Below are 17,232 nucleotides of genomic sequence, written 5' to 3'. Positions count from 1 at the left end.
GGAAATCTGCTCGGAGATTTCCATGGACCCCGTCAACCTGTTCGATCTGGCCGCCCAGCAGGCTCGCTGGCTATCAGTGCGCCAGAACGCCATCGCCGGTAACGTCGCCAACGCCAATACGCCCGGCTACCGGACCAACGACATCGAACCGTTCGACAAGGTTCTTGATCGTTCGCGTGTCGCGATGACCTCGACCCAGACGGGTCACCTCAGCGGCGGCGCCACCGAAGCCGGTTACGCCATCAAGGCCGAGGATCCCAAGCACGCGGTCCTGCCTTCCGACAACACGGTCGCCGTTGAAGACGAGCTCATGAAAGCCGGCGAGGTCCGCCGCTCGTTCGAGCTCAACACGGCCATCGTCAAGGCCTTCCACCGCATGATCATGCTAAGCACGAAGGCCTGACGCCGATGGATCCGCTCGTCGCCGCCCTCAAGGTCGCCGGTTCCGGTCTCGGAGCCCAGTCCGAACGCCTTCGCATCGTTTCGGAAAACCTCGCCAACGCCCAGTCGACCGGCAACACGCCCGGTGCCGATCCCTATCGCCGCAAGACTGTCAGCTTTGCTGCCGAGCTCGACCGAGCCACTGGCGCCTCGACAGTCGAGATCGCCTCGATCGGCCATGACCAGACTGCCTTTCCGCTGGAATTCCAGCCCGGCAACGAGGCCGCCGACGCCGCCGGTTTCGTCAAGATGCCCAACGTCAATGTCATCATCGAAATGGCCGACATGACCGAGGCCAACCGCTCCTATGAAGCCAACCTGCAGGTCGTCAAGCAGGCACGCGAACTCATTTCCATGACGATTGATCTTATGAGGAACCAGTAATGATCGGCAGCATCAGCCCAGTCGGCACCCAGCTACTGTCCAAGCCGACCAGCATTGTGCCCGAGGCTGGCGCGGCCGCCGGTGGCGGTGTCGCCTCGTCATTCGCCGCAGCGCTTGCGGACGCCGCCGCGCAGACCCAGGCGACCTTGCGCCAGGCCGAGCAGCTGTCGCTCGCCGGTCTCCAGGGCAAGGCCGACACGCGTGAAGTCGTCGACGCGGTGATGAGTGCCGAACAGGCGCTGCAGGCCGCCGTCGCCATCCGCGACAAGATCGTCACGGCCTATCTCGAAGTCAGCCGCATGGGCATCTGAGGAACATCCCGATGAAAGCACTTGCCATCGCCGCCACGGGCATGAATGCCCAACAGACCAATCTCGAGGTGATCGCGAACAACATCGCGAACATCAACACCACCGGCTACAAGCGCGCCCGCGCCGAATTCTCCGACCTGCTCTACCAGGTCGACCGCACCCAGGGCGTACCGAACCGAGCGAATTCGGCGATCGTGCCGGAAGGCGTCAGCATCGGTCTCGGCGTCAAGACCGCGGCAGTGCGCAACGTCCACATCCAGGGCGTGCCCACCAACACAGGCAACGAATACGATCTCTCGCTGACCGGCAAGGGCTGGTTCCAGATCGAGGGCGCCGACGGCCAGACGCTCTATACCCGCGCCGGCTCGTTCAACAAGAACGCCACCGGCCAGCTCGTCACCGTCGATGGCTTCAACGTCATCCCGGCGATCACTGTGCCGCAGGACGCGGTCGAGGTGATCATCAACAATTCCGGCCAGGTCTTTGCCCGGCTCGACAACCAGACAGCGCTTCAGCCGCTCGGCCAGCTGACCCTCGCCAACTTCGCCAACGAGGCCGGCCTCGCGCCGCTCGGCGACAATCTCTTCGCCGAAACCGAAGCCTCGGGCGCGGCCAATGTCGGCATCCCCGGGGATCCCGGCTACGCCACCGTCCGCCAGGGCTACCTCGAAAGCTCCAACGTCGACCCGGTCAAGGAAATCACCGAGCTGATCTCGGCGCAGCGCGCTTACGAGATGAATTCGAAAGTCATCCAGGCGGCCGACGAAATGGCTGCCGTCGTTTCCAAGAATCTCCGGTGAAGATCATGCGGCGACGGAACGCCCTCCTCCATATCCGCACGGCGGTGCTTGCATTCGCCATGCTTGGCGGCGCAGCGCAGGCTGCCGACCAGGAGGTCGTGCTCGTTCCCAACCGCGTCATCTATCCCGGCGAGACGATTGCCTTGTCCTCGCTCAAGGAAATCACCCTCAAGCCGGGCAAGGTGCGGCCCGATGCCGTCGCCACTTTGGCCGACGAGCTCGATGGCCGCATCGCCAAGCGCACGTTGCTGCCCGGCCGTTATGTTCCGATCACCGCGCTGCGCGAAGCCTGGCTGGTCGACCGCGGTGCCTCCGTTCAGGTCGTCTTTGCCTCCGGCCCGCTGATGATTTCGGCGGCTGCCGTGACGCTCGAACCCGGCGCTGCCGGCGACGTCGTCAAGGTCCGCAACCTCGACAGCGGCAAGGTCTTCACGGGCACGGTCATGGCCGACGGCTCGATCCGCGTGGGTGCCATATGATCCGTAGACTGTTGCTCGCCGCAATCGCCGTATTCGGCTTGCAAGTCGCCTACGCCGACGGCCCAGACGGTGTTCCGGCCGGCCAGTTGAAGGCCGGCGGCAAGCAAACTGCCGGCGGCAACGCCATGACCGAATTCGGTGGCGGCGACGGCAACTTCATCGCCACATCCGGCGACGGCGGCCGCCAGACGACGCTCAATTCGGGCACCGGCGCCAATCTCGTCAATGTCCGCATCAAGGATGTCGCCTCGCTCCAGGAAGCCCGCGACAACCAGGTCGTCGGCTATGGTCTCGTCATCGGCCTGAACGGTTCGGGCGACAGCCTGCGCAACTCGCCTTTCACCGAGCAGTCGATCCGCGCCATGCTCGAAAATCTCGGCATCGCTTCCGAAGACGGCCGGGCCCGCGTCCGCAACGTCGCCGCGGTCATCGTCACCGCCAACCTGCCGGCCTTCGTCCAGGCCGGCGCGCGCATCGACATCAACGTCTCCTCGCTCGGCGATGCCTCGTCGCTTGCCGGCGGCACGCTGGTCATGACCCCGCTCAAGGCACCCGACGGCGAGATCTACGCGGTGGCCCAGGGCTCGGTGCTGGTTTCCGGTTTCAATGCGCAAGGCAAGGCCGAGCAGGTCACCCAAGGCGTGCCCACCTCGGGCCGCGTGCCCAACGGCGCGATCGTCGAGCGTGAGGTCAAGGCGCGCTTTGCCGACGAGAACGTGCTGACGCTGCAGCTATTCAACCCTGACTTCTCGACCTCGGTGCGCATCGCCGACGCCATCAACGACTATGCCCGCCATCGTTTCGGCAAGCGTGTCGCCGGCGAGCAGGATTCGCGCGTCGTCGTCATCCGCAAGCCCGAGGGCGTTTCGACGGCACGCTTTTATGCCGAGCTCGAAAACCTGATGATCATGTCGGACACCCCGGCCCGGGTCGTCGTCGACGAGCGCACCGGCACCATCGTCATCGGCAACGAGGTCAAGATCTCGCGCGTCGCCATCAGCCACGGAACGCTCACCGTGCGCATCACCGAACAGCCGCGCGTCGTCCAGCCCGAGCCGTTCTCGCGCGGCGAAACCGCAGTCGAGGACGCCACCGTCATCGAGACGGAAACGCCGACCTCGAAGCTCGCTTTGCTCGACGGCCCCGACCTGCAGACGCTTGTCGCCGGCCTCAATCGCCTCGGCGTCAAGCCGGATGGCATCATCGCAATCCTCCAGGGCATCAAGTCGGCAGGCGCGCTGCAGGCCGACCTGGTGGTCCAGTAGGCCATGGCCATGACGAGCACGCTTTCCCACTTCCGCCTCCAGGCACTTGCCGCGGCAGCACTTGCCGTGGTGTTGACCGGTTCGGCCTATGCCGAGCAGGCCGCGCCGAAGACGCCACTGGTTCAGGGCAAACCGACGCGGGTCATCGAGCGGGAGGTTCCAGCTGCCCCTGTCGAAGTCGCACCCGTGACGCCTCCGGTCGAACAGAGCGAGGTCGAGCGCTTCTGCTCCAACATCGCCGACGCCGCCCGCGACCGCCGCTACCAGTTGCAGGCTGAGGAGCTGAAGAAGCTTCAGGCCGAGGTCGACAAGCGCATCGCGCTGCTCGAGGAACGCAAGACCGAATACGAGACATGGCTGAAGCGCCGCGAGGTCTTCCTCGCCCGCGCCGAGGAAGGTGTGGTCCAGATCTATGCGCGCATGAAGCCCGACGCCGCCGCCGAGCGTCTGGCGGTGATGAACGTCGATCTCGCTGCCGCCATCCTGATGAAGCTCGACGCACGCAAGTCCAGCGTCATCCTGAACGAAATGGAAAGCAAGGCGGCGGCGGAGCTGACCCGCATCATCGCGAGCGCCGCACGCCGGGAAGACCCCACATGATCAGAAAAGCCCTCTTCACCGTCGCTCTTGCCAGCCTCGCCGGTTGCGGCGCCAACCTCAAGGAAATCGGCAAGGAGCCGACCATGTCGGCCGTCGGTTCCGGCATCGAGGACGGCAGCTCGTCGATGTACCGCTACCCTGAATCGCCAGCCGCTCCGCCCAAGCGCTTTTCGCTGTGGCAGGACAAGCAGAGCCGCATGTTCACCGACCCGCGCGCGCTGCAGCCGGGCGACATCCTGACGGTCAAGATCGAGATCGACGACAGGGCCCGTTTCCAGAACGAGTCCGAGCGCAACCGCGTCACCAACCGGACCATCGCCGCAGGCCTCAACGTGGAATGGGATGGCGCCAAGACCGGCGGCAAGGGCGACGGCAGTGCCGGCTCCAAGTCGATCTACTCCGGCGACGGCGCCACCACGCGTTCCGAGAAGCTCAACCTGCTGCTGGCCGCCGTCGTCACCGACGTGTTGCCCAACGGCAACATGATGATCAGGGGTTCGCAGGAAGTCCGCGTCAACGCCGAGCTGCGCGTGCTGACCATCGCCGGCATCGTGCGTCCGTCCGACATCGGTCCGGAAAACACCATTCCTTACGAGCGCATCGCCGAAGCCCGCATCTCTTATGGCGGCCGCGGCCGCATCACCGAGGTCCAGCAGCCGCCCTATGGCCAGCAGTTCCTCGACCAGGTCCTCCCCTTCTAGGTCCGGGACATGTCAGACATAAATCAGTTCCTTCCCCCAAAGCCCGGCCCCTCGCTGGTCGTGCAGTTCGGCATCCTGGCGGTGATGACATCGGCCGCCATCGGCATGGGCTGGCTGTCGGGCAGCTACCTCAAGGGCGAAAGCACGCCTGTCGAGCAGGCGGCAGTCGAAGCGCCCGCAGCGCATGCGCCCAAGGAAGGCGAAGCGCCGCATGCCGGTCCGGCCACCGAGGCCGCCGGCACGCTGATCCAGCTTCCCGCCATCACCGCCAATCTCGCGGCACCCGACACCATGTGGATCCGCCTCGAGGTGTCGCTCGTGCTCGACTCGCCGCAACCCGCCGACCTCGCCGACCGTGTCCACCAGGACCTGCTCGCCTTCGTGCGCACGCTCAGGATCCATCAGGTCCAGGGCGCCAGCGCTTTCCGCCATCTCAAGACCGACCTCGACGAACGCGCCGCGATCCGCAGCGACGGCCACGTCAAGGAAGTGCTGATCAGAACGTTGATCTTCGAATGAAAAAATTCCTGGCCACCGCAGCCATACTCGCTGGTGCCATCGCGCCCGCGAGCGCGCAGCAGCTCGACCTGAGCGCGCTCGGCAACACCGATGGCGCCACCATCGGCTATATCATCCAGATGTTCGGCCTGCTCACCGTGCTTTCGGTGGCGCCGGGCCTTTTGATCATGGTGACGAGCTTCACCCGCTTCGTCATCGCATTTTCGATCCTGCGTACCGGCATCGGCCTGCAATCGACGCCGGCCAACCTGATCCTCATCTCGCTTTCCTTGTTCATGACCTTCTATGTCATGTCGCCGACCTTCGATCAGGCCTGGCAGAACGGCGTCAAGCCGCTGATGGACAACCAGATCACCCAGGCGCAAGCCATCGATCGCATTTCCGACCCGTTCCGCACCTTCATGATGCGCAACGTCCGCGACAAGGACTTCAACCTGTTCGCCGACCTCGCCCGCGAGCGTGGCCAGACGGTGTCGGAAGACAAGGTCGACCTGCGCATCCTGGTCCCCGCCTTCATGATCTCCGAAATCCGACGCGGCTTCGAGATCGGCTTCCTGATCGTCCTGCCCTTCCTCGTCATCGACCTGATCGTCGCCACCATCACCATGGCCATGGGCATGATGATGCTGCCGCCGACAGTCGTGTCGCTGCCCTTCAAGATATTGTTCTTCGTCCTCATCGACGGCTGGAACCTGCTTGTCGGCTCACTTGTGCGATCATTTACATAGCGGCGTTCACGCACACGACCGTCGTTCCAGCCAGTTCTCGGCCGACGCCGAGAACTTTGGCTCGTTTCAGCAAAACTCAAAAAAATCAACCATTTACAGTTGATTAACCACATTGCTTAGCCGTTTGGCAGGGTGTTCCCGGTTAGATCGCGATACAGCGCGAGTTGGCCCGGAACAAGTTGGCCATAGGCATGATGCCGCTTCGCCTGAGCCGGAATGTTTGCCGGCATGTTCCTCAAAAAATTCAAATATAAGGAACAGGGCTTATGACCAGCCTTCTCACCAACGCGTCCGCAATGACCGCTCTGCAGACCCTGTCGAGCACCAACAAGAACCTGGGCGTCACCCAGAACCGCATCGCCACCGGCGAGCGCGTCTCGACCGCTTCCGACAACGCTGCCTACTGGTCGATCGCCACCAGCATGCGCACCCAGTCGGGCGCCCTCGGCGCCGTTCAGGATGCTCTCGGCCTCGGCGCCGCCATCCTCGACACCGCTTCTTCGGCGCTGGAAGAAGCCATCAACAAGACCAAGGAAATCGTTCAGAAGTACGTTGCCCGTGCAACGCCCGGCACCGACACCGCCGCCATCGACGCTGAAATCACCCAGCTCAAGGCCCAGGTCGTGTCGATCGCCACGAACGCCGATTTCCAGGGCGTCAACATGCTCAAGACCGGCGGTACGGCCGCTGCCATCGTGACCGGCTACCAGCCGGGTGCTGCGCCGACGACGATGTCGGTTGCCGCCTACGACCTGCAGGCTGCCCTGGGAGCTGCAACTGACACGATGACAGTGGACACCGCGCTCAAGGCGATGCAGTCGGCAGCCGCCACGATCGGCGCTGCCAAGACGCGCGTCGACTCGCAGAAGTCGTTCACCAGCAAGCTGGTCGACTCGATCGAACGCGGTGTCGGCCAGCTGGTCGATGCCGACATGAACAAGGAGTCGGCTCGTCTCGCCGCCCTGCAGACCCAGCAGCAGCTCGGCATCCAGGCGCTCTCGATCGCCAACTCCAGCTCGCAGTCGCTGCTGTCGCTGTTCCGCGGCTAATGGCGTCGGGGCGGGACGCGGTTCACCGCGCCCCGCCCCGAGCCGAGCCGTCTCAGGCATTCGGGTTGCAAACCGGGTCGTACCGAAAGGTACGGCCCGGTTTCGTTTTAAAGGCAAATTTCCGCTCTGCCTCAACAAAGCACGTACATGGCAACCAGCCTCAGCACTTGTGATGGAAAATGAACTTGTAGAAAAATCAACAGTTTACAGTTGATTAACCACATTACTTAGCCGTTTGGCAGGGTGTTCCCGGTTAGATCGGGTTACAGCGCGAGTTGGCCCGGAACAGTTGGCCATAGGCATGATGCCGCTTCGCCTGAGCCGGAATGTTGCCGGCATGTTCCTCAAAGAATTCGAATATAAGGAACAGGGCTTATGACCAGCCTTCTCACCAACGCGTCCGCAATGACCGCTCTGCAGACCCTGTCGAGCACCAACAAGAACCTGGGCGTCACCCAGAACCGCATCGCCACCGGCGAGCGCGTCTCGACCGCTTCCGACAACGCTGCCTACTGGTCGATCGCCACCAGCATGCGCACCCAGTCGGGCGCTCTCGGCGCCGTGCAGGATGCTCTCGGCCTCGGCGCCGCCATCCTCGACACCGCTTCTTCGGCACTGGAAGAAGCCATCAACAAGACCAAGGAAATCGTTCAGAAGTACGTTGCCCGTGCAACGCCCGGCACCGACACCGCCGCCATCGACGCTGAAATCACCCAGCTCAAGGCCCAGGTCGTGTCGATCGCCCAGAACGCCGATTTCCAGGGCGTCAACATGCTCAAGAGCACCGGCGGTTCGGCTGCCAACATCGTGACCGGCTACCAGCCGGGTGCTGCGCCGACGACGATGTCGGTTGCCGCCTATGACCTCGAAGCTGCTCTGACTGGCGCTACCACGACGGTTGCAGTGGACACCGCGCTCAAGGCGATGCAGTCGGCAGCCGCCACGATCGGCGCTGCCAAGACGCGCGTCGACTCGCAGAAGTCGTTCACCAGCAAGCTGGTCGACTCGATCGACCGCGGCATCGGCCAGCTGGTCGACGCTGACATGAACAAGGAGTCGGCTCGTCTCGCCGCCCTGCAGACCCAGCAGCAGCTCGGCATCCAGGCGCTTTCGATCGCCAACTCCAGCTCGCAGTCGCTGCTGTCGCTGTTCCGCGGCTAATGGCGTCGGGCGGGACGCGGTTCACCGCGCCCTGCCCCGAGCCGATCCGAGCCGTCTCAGGCATTCGGGTTGCAAACCGGGTCGTACCGAAAGGTACGGCCCGGTTTCGCTTTGAAAATACTTAATGAATATGCAATTTATCTCGGAACACACAAAACAATATCCGCAACATCAGAGGTGACTAAGATTCAGCAAGTAAATTTCATAAAAATTTCCTCATTTATATTCTATTAACCATGAAAATTAGCCATTTGGCAGGGGCTTCCCGGTTAGATCGGGTTACAGCGCGAGTTGGCCCGGAACAGTTGGCCAAAGGCATGATGCCGCGTCGCCTGAGTCGGCCCTTTGCCGGCATGTTCCTCAAAAAATTCGAATACAAGGAACAGGGCTTATGACCAGCCTTCTCACCAACGCGTCCGCAATGACCGCTCTGCAGACCCTGTCGAGCACCAACAAGAACCTGGCCGTCACCCAGAACCGCATCGCCACCGGCGAGCGCGTCTCGACCGCTTCCGACAACGCTGCCTACTGGTCGATCGCTACCGGCATGCGCACCCAGTCGGGCGCTCTCGGCGCCGTGCAGGATGCTCTCGGCCTCGGCGCCGCCATCCTCGACACCGCCTCCTCGGCGCTGGAAGAAGCCATCAAAAAGACCGAAGAAATCGTCAAGAAGTACGTTGCCCGTGCAACGCCCGGCACCGATACCGCCGCCATCGACGCTGAAATCACCCAGCTCAAGGCCCAGGTCGTGTCGATCGCCCTGAACGCCGATTTCCAGGGCGTCAACATGCTCAAGACCGGCGGTACGGCCGCCAACATCGTGACCGGCTACCAGCCGGGTGCTGCGCCGACGACGATGACGGTTGCCGCCTACGACCTCGAAGCTGCCCTGGGAGCTGCAACCGACACCATCACGGTCAACACCGCGCTCACCGCGATGAAGACCAACGCGGCCACCATCGGCGCCGCCAAGACGCGCGTCGACTCGCAGAAGTCGTTCACCAGCAAGCTGGTCGACTCGATCGACCGCGGCATCGGCCAGCTGGTCGACGCTGACATGAACAAGGAGTCGGCTCGTCTCGCCGCCCTGCAGACCCAGCAGCAGCTCGGCATCCAGGCGCTCTCGATCGCCAACTCCAGCTCGCAGTCGCTCTTGACGCTGTTCCGCAACTAGCATCGATCCGAGCCGTCTCAGGCATCAGGATTGCAGACTGGGCCGTACCGCAAGGTACGGCCCAGTTTCGTTTCATCTAATGCAAGCGCAAGACGGCATCGCCGCGACACTCTACCCAGGCGGGTCGAACTGCCTAATCGGCTGAATAATTTGGCATTATTCTGGCACCAGGCGACCCTGCCGCGGACAGTTGGATAGGCTCGCACAAGCTTGGCCACTGATCATGTTGCTGTGTTCGTGCCCGTTCACCTGTCCGGGCAATGTTAATCTGCCATTAACCATACTTGTTTAGCAGTGGTTAACCAGCGGCAGACGCAGCAAAGCGCGATTCAGGGTCGCGCGAATTACAGTGGGGACCTATCCGATGTCCAGCATCATGACCAACGCTGCGGCTTTGACTGCGCTGCAGAGCCTGAGCGCCACCAACAAGGCCCTTCAGGTAGCACAGGGGCGCATCTCGACCGGCTACCGTGTTGCTGAAGCCTCGGACAACGCCGCATACTGGTCGATCGCAACGACGATGCGCTCGGACAACGGCGCCAACTCCTCGGTGCAGGACGCGCTCGGCCTTGGCGCCGGCAAGGTCGACACTGCCTATACCGCGCTCAAGGACGTCATCGGCGTCGTCGACGACATCAAGCAGAAGCTGATCACCGCACGCGGGCAAGGTCTCGACACCCGAAAGCAGATCCAGGGCGAAATTGCCACTTTGCAGGTCCACCTCAGGAGCGCTGCTATCGGCGCCAGCTATGCCGGTTCCAACATGCTTGCCACCGACGACGCCGGCCCTGTCGAGATCGTTTCTTCTTACAATCGCGCCGCAAACGGTTCCGTCACGCTCGGCAAGATCTCGATCGACCTGGCCAACGTCACGCTGTTCGCCGCCAACGGCACGGCCAAGCCAATCACCGCCGATATCATGGCAATCAATGTCGAGACCAATGGTACCGACGCCGACATCGACGGCTTCCTGACCGACATCGAAGCCGCACTGACCGGCTTCACGCTGGCTGCTTCCGAACTCGGCGCTGCCAAGTCGCACATCGACCTGCAGAAAGACTTCGTCTCGAAGCTCATGGACTCCATCGACCGTGGCGTCGGCCAGCTCGTCGACGCCGACATGAACAAGGAATCGACGCGGCTGCAGGCCCTCCAGGTCCAGCAGCAGCTCGGCATCCAGGCTCTGTCGATCGCCAACTCGAATTCGCAGTCGATCCTGGCACTGTTCAAGAGCTGATCCACCCTTATTAATCCCGACGAAATGCCATGGGCCGCGCATCTTGCGCGGCCCATAACATTTTCGCACAAGCTTCGACGTCTAGGGTCTGCGCGTAAGATATTGCGGGGAACCTACGCACGTGCCCGAACAGCTACAGAGCATCGTCGCCAATCTCAGGAGTTTCGGCCCACGCCGTCTCGCCATGTTGGGCGGTATCGCAGCGCTGGTGATCGCCATCGTCGGCGTGGCGTCCGTCTATCTCAACCGGCCGGCCTACGAGACGCTTTATGTCGGACTTGAACGCTCCGACGTGAACCAGATCGGCATGGTGCTCGGCGAAGCCGGCATCGGCTTCGACGTCGCCTCCGACGGCACCACCGTGCTGGTCCCAGCCGGCAGCACGGCGCAGGCGCGCATGCTGCTTGCCGAAAAGGGCCTGCCGACCAGCGCCAACGCCGGTTACGAGCTGTTCGACAATGTCGGTTCGCTCGGCCTCACCTCCTTCATGCAGCAGGTCACCCGCGTCCGCGCATTGGAAGGCGAGATCGCCCGCACCATCCAGTCGATTTCCGGCATCAAGGCGGCCCGCGTTCACATCGTCATGTCCGAGCGCGCCAACTTCCGCCGCGACGAGCAGAAGCCTTCGGCCTCGGTGGTCATCCGCGCCGCCAGCATGGACGCCGACAAGAGCGCGATGTCGATCCGCCATCTCGTCGCCGCAGCCGTCCCTGGCCTCGATGCCGAACGCGTGACGGTGCTTGATTCGAGCGGCAACCTGCTTGCATCGGGCGACGACCCCAGCAATTCGAGTGCCGCCCGCTCCATCGGCGTCGAGCGCACTGTCGAGACCCAGATCGAAGACAACATCCGCCGCGCGCTGGCCGCCTATCTTGGCCCGGACAATTTCCGCGCCAGCGTCAAGGCCGACGTCAACACCGATTCGCGCCAGACCGAAGAGACCATCTTCGATCCGGAATCGCGCGTCGAACGCTCCGTCCAGGTCGTGCGCGCCAACGAGAACTCCAACCAGAAGCAGTCTTCCACGCCGGCAACCGTCGAGCAGAACCTGCCCGATGCCGAAGCTACCGCCACCGACGGTCCGCAATCGACCTCGGAAAGCGACCGCAAGGAAGAGATCACCAATTACGAGATGAACTCCAAGCGCATCGCGACCGTCTCGAACGGCTATTCGGTGACCAAGATGTCGATCGCCGTCGTCGTCAACCAGCAGCGCCTCGCCGCCATCCTCGGCAAGGACGCAACGCCCGAGGCCATCGCCGCCCGCGTCGCCGACATCCAGAAGATGGTGACTTCGGCCACCGGCTTCGACGAAAAGCGCGGCGACCTGATCAACGTCTCGGCGGTCGAGTTCATCGACGGCCTCGACGGCGAAGTCATCGAGAGCCCCGGCATGTTCGCCTCGATCGGCCAGCACGCCGGCACGCTGATCAACGCCGCCGCCTTCATCGTCGTTGTCTTCCTCGTCGCCTTCTTCGGCCTGAGGCCGATGGCGGCAGCGCTTTCGGGCTCGTCCGGGGCAGCGCCGTCGCTCCCCGCATTCGCCGGTCCGAGCTTCGAGGAGATGCAGCGGGCGTTGCCGAATGCCGATGGAATGGCCTCCTTCGAGGAAGAGCCGGTCGCCCTTTCCGACCACCGGCCACACGCCATGGACGATCTGCGCAACAAGCTGCGCCCCGCCCCTCAAGACCGCCTCGCCCGCATGGTCGACATCAATGAAGAGCGCACCGCGCTGATCCTGCGCAAATGGGCCGGCAACGAGGTCGCCGCCTGATGTCGATTGCAGCGCTTTTCGAACGGCTGACCGACTTCGCGCCGCTCGCCCCTCATGGTGTCGTGCCCGATGCGCCGGTAGCGGAGTATCCCAAGGCCGTTCCCGATCTGGACATCCCGGCCATCGTCGCCGAAGCGGTTGCCCAGGCCGAGGCCGATCTGGCCGCGCGCCTGGCGGAGGAGCATGAGGCAGCGCTCGAGGCCGAGCGCCAGCGCCACGCGGCCGAGATCGCGCAGCTTGGCGCCCGGTTCGGTGCCGAGGCCGGCGAGGCCATCGCCACGCGCATCGCCGAGATGGAGACGCGTGTCGTCCACCTCGCCACCGACGCCGCCGCCCGTGTCGTCGCGACGCTCGTCAGCGACGACATCCGCAAGCGCTCCATCGACGCGCTGTCGACGGCCATCCTCGCCGCCTGCGCCGATCGCGAAGCGGTGCGCATCAAGGTCAGCGGCCCGCAATTCCTGTTCGACGCGCTGGCAGCCGCCATCGGCGAACGCATCGACAACGTCGACTTCGTCGAAGCCGTCGGCTTCGATCTCAGCGTCGCGATCGACGACAACCTGTTCGAGACCCGCCTCGGCGAATGGTCATCGGCACTTTCCGAGACCTTGCCATGAACGGCCCTGACGGCCCCGAGCCACGCCACGAGATCGTCATCGTCAGGCGGGCCCATTCCGACCACGACGAAGGCCACCATGGCGGTGCCTGGAAGATCGCTTTCGCCGACTTCATGACGGCGATGATGTGCTTCTTCCTCGTCATGTGGCTGATCAGCGCCGCCAACGAGCAGACCAAGGCGGCTGTCGCGAGCTACTTCAACCCCGTCAAGCTGGTCGACCGCAATGCCTCCCGCAAGGGACTCGAAGAGCTCGGCGACGGCCCCAATTCGGTTGGCCTAACCGCCGAGGACCCGCAGGAAGCCAGCGCCAAGGCAGGCTCCGACGGCCGCGGCAATGCTGGCCCGTCGACCGAGAAGAATTCCGCCGACGCCAGCCCGGCCGTTAACCGCTCCGACGAACACCTGTTTGCCGACCCCTACGCCGTGCTCGCCGAAATCGCCCAGGACACCGGCACCAAGGCCAATGTCTCGGAACGCGGCGAAGGCGGCGCGCAGAACGCCGGCCCGGCCAGCGGCTCTTCCGGCGGCGAAGCCTATCGCGATCCCTTCGCGCCCGATTTCTGGACCGAACAGGTCGCCACTCCGGCAGCCGAGGCAAGCGCCGAGCGCGCCGCCATCGAAGGCGAACCGGCGAAGCCCGGCGACAAGACCGAGCGCTCGGCGAAGTCCGACCCGGTGAAGGCGCAGGAACCGCAGGCAAAAATCGCCGAACAGACACCACCTGCAACGCCCACGCCGGCCCCGGCAGCGCGCGAAACCGCCGCCAAGCCAGGCGATGCTCCCAGGAGCGAGGCTGCCGAGGCGATGGCCGAAAAGCCAAAACCCAAGGACGAGGCGCCAACACGCGAAACCATCAACGATGCCGACGCCATCCGGCGCGAGCTCGCCCAGGCGATCAAATCGGGTGGCGCCCTGCCCGATGGTCTGTCGGTCGTCGCCACCGACAAGGGCGTCGTCATCTCCGTCACCGAGCAGTTCGATTTCGGCATGTTCGAGATCGGCTCGGCCGTGCCGCGCAAGCAGCTCGTGCTCGCCATGGAAAAGATCGCCAAGACCATCGCCGCCCATGAGGGCAACATCTCGATCAACGGCCACACCGACGCGCGTCCGTTCCGCGGCGGCGGCTATGACAACTGGCGCCTGTCGACGGCGCGTGCCCACTCGGCCTACTACATGCTGGCCCGCGCCGGGCTCGACGAAAAGCGTATCGTCGAGGTCGCCGGTTTCGCCGACCGCAAGCTGAAGGATACGGCGGAGCCGTTCTCGGCCACCAACCGGCGCATCGAGATCCTGCTGGAGCGCTCCGAATGAGGCTCGCGGCGACCCTGTCAGGCGCTGCCCTGATCGCCCTGCTCGTCGCGGGCGTGCCCGGACGCGCCACGGCCAGCGAAGCGCCGGCGCTCGAGCCTTACCAGCTTGTGCGCTGCCTGCAGCTTCTGCAGGACCGCATCGCCTCCGGCGACCAGGCATCGCTGCCGCTGCAGCGCCGGCTGCTCGAAATGACCGACGAGCGCATGCGCACCGCCGATGTCGCCGCGTTCAAGGATCCCAAGAATTTTCGCGCCCTGCTGATCTACGCGATGAGCGGCGGCAACCCGCTGACCATCGAGCAGGTCGTCTCGCGGCTTACCCTTGAAGAAGCCGACCAGAAGCTGGCGCAAGGCGTCATCGACTATCTCAGGGGCAAGCCCAAGGGGACTGTCGAGGCACTCGCCTCGATCGACCCGCTGACCCAGATCTCCGAGCTCGGCGCATTCCTGGCCCTGGTCAAGGGCTCGGTCAGCATCGCTGAACAGCCCGAGCAGGCGATGAAGCTCTTCGACCAGGCCCGCTTGCTCAGCCCCGGCACGCTTGTCGAGGAAGCAGCCCTGCGCCGCTCCGTGGCGCTTGCTAGCAGGGTCGGCGACGGTGGCCGCTTCCTGCGCAACTCGACGCAATATGTCCGCAACTATCTGCGTTCGCCTTACGCCAGCCAGTTCGCCGACGCGTTCGTTGCCGGTGTCGTTGCCCTGCACAGCTCGATCAATCTCGACACGCTCGCTGAAATCACGGCGGCGATGGATGCCGAGCAGGAACAGGTCGTCTACCTCCGCATCGCTCGCCGTGCTGCCATCGACGGCCTGACCGAACTTTCCGCCTTCGCCTCCGCCAAGGCTGAAAAAGGCCGTGACGGCACGCTCGACAGCACCGATCCGCGCGCCCAGCTCTACTCCGGCCTGTCGTCGGTCACTTCGGGAACTGCAGCCGACATGCTGGGCAAGCTTGGCGGCATCGACCGCGACAAGCTGTCCAAGGGCGATCGTGCCTTGCTGGATGCAGTCGAGGCCGTCGCCTCCGAACTCACCTCGGCGGTGCCGGCAGCGCCTGCCAGCGCGCCGAAGCCTGTCGACATCGAAGACTTGCCGCCTGCGCCGCTCGAAGTTGCTCCGCCGGCAGTGGATCCGATGATCCCCGATGCCGCCGAGGCGCCGAGCCCTGCCCCGTCTGCGCCCGTCCGGTCGACTGCACCCGCCGCGCCGGCAGCGCCCGCCACTCCGGCGGCTGAGCAGCCGGCGGTCGCGGCAGCGCCAAGGGTCGTGCCATTGGCCCAGCAACAGCCGGAACCAGCGGAACCGGAAGACCCCAAGATCACCGAAGCGCGCCGCACGCTTGAATCCATTGACGAACTGCTAGGAGGCTCCCCCAAATGACCGACGCCATCAGCGCGGCACTGGTGAGCCCGCTCGCCCGCCATTCATCGGGCCACGAGCGCAATGCCCTCGCCAACGACGACCAGCCCGATTTCGGCCAGGCCCTCGCTTCGCCGCACAAGGGCGAACCGAAATCGAAGGGCCATGCCGCCGATCATGATGCCCCGCGTCCCAAGGGCCTGAACAAGCTTGCCGAGCGCCTTGCCGCGCGTGACGCGCTCGCCGAAGCCGAGGGCGATACGCTCAAGACCGGCGAAGCCGCGTTAGGCGAGACGCTTGATGTGTCCGAGCCGCGGCAACCCGATGCCACGGCGAAGGAAGTCAAAGCTGAAAAGACCGACGAGCCTGCATTGCCGCTGGTGCTTGCGCTGAGCGAGCTGCGCAAGGCGGGCACTCAGCCGGCGAACGCCGGTTCCGTCGACGCAAGCGACATCGAAGCCACCGATGCGGCACAGCCAGACGCGGCGGGCGACGTGTCCGAGACAGAACTCGCGACACTCGTCACCGGCGGCAAGTCCGGGCGCTCGACCGCCACCGGCTCCGCTCCACCAGCTGCGGCACCTGTTGCGGCACCGGCAACGGCCTCCGCGCCCGAGGCACAGCAGGCGTCACAGCCTGGAGTGCCGGAAACGGGAGCTACCAACGACGCCGCTGCAGGCGCCGACAAGCCGGCGCGGCCGACGCCCGTCAGGCAGGCCGAACAGCCTTCCGTCGGCAACACGGTCACCGTGATGTCGGAGCAGTCGATCCCGGCCCCGGCGGGCAATGGCGCAAACAGCACCGCGGGCGCACTTGCCCTCGATATCGCCTCCTCGGCATCGCGCCACGTCGCTGCCGCATCCTCGGTCCAGCAGCTCCAGAACAGCGTCTCAAGCACGCCTGGCGCACAGGTTCTCAAGATCCAGCTGCGCCCCGTCGAACTGGGCATGGTTACGGCCAATCTCCATCTCGCCGGAGAGCAACTTTCGGTTGAAATCGAGGTCGAGAACGCCGAGGCCTACAACAGGCTCTCGTCTGACCGGGAGGCGATCAACAGCGCCCTGCGCGGTCTCGGATTCGATGTCGATCGTGTCACCATCCTGCAGCCCCAGTCCACGAACGCGCGCGCTGACGGTGGTCCCTCCTCCGGCTTTGCAAGCCGTGACCAGGCTTCCGCCCAGTCGGGCGGAACAGGTGGTGAAGGGGCAAATTCCGGCAATGGACGTCAGAGTGGGAGAGCGGCAAATGATGATGGCAATTCACGCAACATCTCGTCGTCTAACGCTGATCGCCCTGGCAGCAGCCGCTATATCTAGCGTCG

19 protein-coding genes are annotated in these 17,232 nt (G+C 64.4%); all 19 read left to right on the top strand.

The features are described from left to right. Positions 1-22: 22 nt before the first annotated feature. Positions 23-403 carry a flagellar basal body rod protein FlgB gene (gene flgB / locus J1C56_RS24765; protein ID WP_214392665.1) on the top strand — a complete coding sequence of 127 codons (381 nt, stop codon included), beginning with the start codon at positions 23-25 and terminating at the stop codon, positions 401-403. Between the two features lie 5 nt (positions 404-408). After that, positions 409-825 carry a flagellar basal body rod protein FlgC gene (flgC, locus tag J1C56_RS24760; protein ID WP_067958576.1) on the top strand — a complete coding sequence of 139 codons (417 nt, stop codon included), beginning with the start codon at positions 409-411 and terminating at the stop codon, positions 823-825. Further along, positions 825-1,136 (top strand): flagellar hook-basal body complex protein FliE, encoded by a 312-nt coding sequence (fliE, locus tag J1C56_RS24755; protein ID WP_214392664.1) that lies wholly within the window; start codon positions 825-827, stop codon positions 1,134-1,136. Before flgC ends, fliE begins: the two co-directional genes overlap by 1 nt. 11 nt (positions 1,137-1,147) lie before the next feature. Beyond that, entirely contained in the window at positions 1,148-1,936 is a 789-nt protein-coding gene (flgG, locus tag J1C56_RS24750) for a flagellar basal-body rod protein FlgG (protein ID WP_214392663.1), read from the top strand. Positions 1,937-1,941: 5 nt separating this feature from the next. After that, entirely contained in the window at positions 1,942-2,415 is a 474-nt protein-coding gene (flgA, locus tag J1C56_RS24745) for a flagellar basal body P-ring formation chaperone FlgA (protein WP_214392662.1), read from the top strand. Further along, complete coding sequence (locus J1C56_RS24740) at positions 2,412-3,680, top strand: flagellar basal body P-ring protein FlgI (protein WP_246591902.1); 1,269 nt, start codon at positions 2,412-2,414, stop codon at positions 3,678-3,680. Before flgA ends, J1C56_RS24740 begins: the two co-directional genes overlap by 4 nt. 9 nt (positions 3,681-3,689) lie before the next feature. Next, positions 3,690-4,280 (top strand): MotE family protein, encoded by a 591-nt coding sequence (locus J1C56_RS24735; protein ID WP_420797430.1) that lies wholly within the window; start codon positions 3,690-3,692, stop codon positions 4,278-4,280. After that, on the top strand, positions 4,277-4,981 hold the full coding sequence (flgH, locus tag J1C56_RS24730) for a flagellar basal body L-ring protein FlgH (protein WP_214392660.1): 705 nt from the start codon (positions 4,277-4,279) through the stop codon (positions 4,979-4,981). Before J1C56_RS24735 ends, flgH begins: the two co-directional genes overlap by 4 nt. Before the next feature lie 9 nt (positions 4,982-4,990). After that, positions 4,991-5,500 (top strand): flagellar basal body-associated FliL family protein, encoded by a 510-nt coding sequence (locus tag J1C56_RS24725; protein WP_214392659.1) that lies wholly within the window; start codon positions 4,991-4,993, stop codon positions 5,498-5,500. Further along, on the top strand, positions 5,497-6,228 hold the full coding sequence (gene fliP / locus J1C56_RS24720; protein WP_214392658.1) for a flagellar type III secretion system pore protein FliP: 732 nt from the start codon (positions 5,497-5,499) through the stop codon (positions 6,226-6,228). Before J1C56_RS24725 ends, fliP begins: the two co-directional genes overlap by 4 nt. Before the next feature lie 266 nt (positions 6,229-6,494). Further along, positions 6,495-7,277: a flagellin N-terminal helical domain-containing protein gene (locus tag J1C56_RS24715; protein ID WP_214392657.1), complete on the top strand. Its 783-nt coding sequence runs from the start codon at positions 6,495-6,497 to the stop codon at positions 7,275-7,277. A 375-nt stretch (positions 7,278-7,652) separates the two neighbouring features. Then, a complete protein-coding gene (locus J1C56_RS24710) occupies positions 7,653-8,438 on the top strand; it encodes a flagellin N-terminal helical domain-containing protein (RefSeq protein ID WP_214392656.1) in 786 nt (261 codons plus the stop codon). A gap of 391 nt (positions 8,439-8,829) precedes the next feature. After that, complete coding sequence (locus tag J1C56_RS24705) at positions 8,830-9,612, top strand: flagellin N-terminal helical domain-containing protein (RefSeq protein WP_214392655.1); 783 nt, start codon at positions 8,830-8,832, stop codon at positions 9,610-9,612. A gap of 364 nt (positions 9,613-9,976) precedes the next feature. Next, a complete protein-coding gene (locus tag J1C56_RS24700; RefSeq protein ID WP_214392654.1) occupies positions 9,977-10,849 on the top strand; it encodes a flagellin N-terminal helical domain-containing protein in 873 nt (290 codons plus the stop codon). Positions 10,850-10,970: 121 nt separating this feature from the next. Continuing rightward, positions 10,971-12,623: a flagellar basal-body MS-ring/collar protein FliF gene (gene fliF, locus J1C56_RS24695; RefSeq protein WP_214392653.1), complete on the top strand. Its 1,653-nt coding sequence runs from the start codon at positions 10,971-10,973 to the stop codon at positions 12,621-12,623. Continuing rightward, a complete protein-coding gene (locus tag J1C56_RS24690; RefSeq protein ID WP_214392652.1) occupies positions 12,623-13,240 on the top strand; it encodes a FliH/SctL family protein in 618 nt (205 codons plus the stop codon). Before fliF ends, J1C56_RS24690 begins: the two co-directional genes overlap by 1 nt. Beyond that, positions 13,237-14,553 carry a MotB family protein gene (locus tag J1C56_RS24685; RefSeq protein ID WP_246591900.1) on the top strand — a complete coding sequence of 439 codons (1,317 nt, stop codon included), beginning with the start codon at positions 13,237-13,239 and terminating at the stop codon, positions 14,551-14,553. The genes J1C56_RS24690 and J1C56_RS24685 overlap by 4 nt, the downstream gene beginning before the upstream one ends. After that, positions 14,550-15,932 carry a chemotaxis protein MotC gene (locus tag J1C56_RS24680; protein ID WP_214392650.1) on the top strand — a complete coding sequence of 461 codons (1,383 nt, stop codon included), beginning with the start codon at positions 14,550-14,552 and terminating at the stop codon, positions 15,930-15,932. The genes J1C56_RS24685 and J1C56_RS24680 overlap by 4 nt, the downstream gene beginning before the upstream one ends. Then, on the top strand, positions 15,929-17,227 hold the full coding sequence (gene fliK / locus J1C56_RS24675) for a flagellar hook-length control protein FliK (protein ID WP_214392649.1): 1,299 nt from the start codon (positions 15,929-15,931) through the stop codon (positions 17,225-17,227). Before J1C56_RS24680 ends, fliK begins: the two co-directional genes overlap by 4 nt. Positions 17,228-17,232: the final 5 nt, after the last annotated feature.

Origin of the sequence: Aminobacter anthyllidis (assembly GCF_018555685.1) — a bacterium.
GTDB lineage: Bacteria > Pseudomonadota > Alphaproteobacteria > Rhizobiales > Rhizobiaceae > Aminobacter > Aminobacter anthyllidis.
This window is presented reverse-complemented; position numbering and strand designations above follow the sequence as displayed.

Coding starts and splice junctions, on each gene's coding strand:
- J1C56_RS24710 (WP_214392656.1), top strand. CDS start 7,653: ATGACCAGCCTTCTCACCAACGCGTCCGCAATGACCGCTCTGCAGACC.
- J1C56_RS24680 (WP_214392650.1), top strand. CDS start 14,550: ATGAGGCTCGCGGCGACCCTGTCAGGCGCTGCCCTGATCGCCCTGCTC.
- flgG (WP_214392663.1), top strand. CDS start 1,148: ATGAAAGCACTTGCCATCGCCGCCACGGGCATGAATGCCCAACAGACC.
- flgC (WP_067958576.1), top strand. CDS start 409: ATGGATCCGCTCGTCGCCGCCCTCAAGGTCGCCGGTTCCGGTCTCGGA.
- flgB (WP_214392665.1), top strand. CDS start 23: ATGGACCCCGTCAACCTGTTCGATCTGGCCGCCCAGCAGGCTCGCTGG.
- J1C56_RS24740 (WP_246591902.1), top strand. CDS start 2,412: ATGATCCGTAGACTGTTGCTCGCCGCAATCGCCGTATTCGGCTTGCAA.
- fliP (WP_214392658.1), top strand. CDS start 5,497: ATGAAAAAATTCCTGGCCACCGCAGCCATACTCGCTGGTGCCATCGCG.
- J1C56_RS24715 (WP_214392657.1), top strand. CDS start 6,495: ATGACCAGCCTTCTCACCAACGCGTCCGCAATGACCGCTCTGCAGACC.
- J1C56_RS24690 (WP_214392652.1), top strand. CDS start 12,623: ATGTCGATTGCAGCGCTTTTCGAACGGCTGACCGACTTCGCGCCGCTC.
- fliE (WP_214392664.1), top strand. CDS start 825: ATGATCGGCAGCATCAGCCCAGTCGGCACCCAGCTACTGTCCAAGCCG.
- fliK (WP_214392649.1), top strand. CDS start 15,929: ATGACCGACGCCATCAGCGCGGCACTGGTGAGCCCGCTCGCCCGCCAT.
- J1C56_RS24705 (WP_214392655.1), top strand. CDS start 8,830: ATGACCAGCCTTCTCACCAACGCGTCCGCAATGACCGCTCTGCAGACC.
- J1C56_RS24685 (WP_246591900.1), top strand. CDS start 13,237: ATGAACGGCCCTGACGGCCCCGAGCCACGCCACGAGATCGTCATCGTC.
- J1C56_RS24735 (WP_420797430.1), top strand. CDS start 3,690: ATGACGAGCACGCTTTCCCACTTCCGCCTCCAGGCACTTGCCGCGGCA.
- J1C56_RS24700 (WP_214392654.1), top strand. CDS start 9,977: ATGTCCAGCATCATGACCAACGCTGCGGCTTTGACTGCGCTGCAGAGC.
- J1C56_RS24725 (WP_214392659.1), top strand. CDS start 4,991: ATGTCAGACATAAATCAGTTCCTTCCCCCAAAGCCCGGCCCCTCGCTG.
- flgH (WP_214392660.1), top strand. CDS start 4,277: ATGATCAGAAAAGCCCTCTTCACCGTCGCTCTTGCCAGCCTCGCCGGT.
- flgA (WP_214392662.1), top strand. CDS start 1,942: ATGCGGCGACGGAACGCCCTCCTCCATATCCGCACGGCGGTGCTTGCA.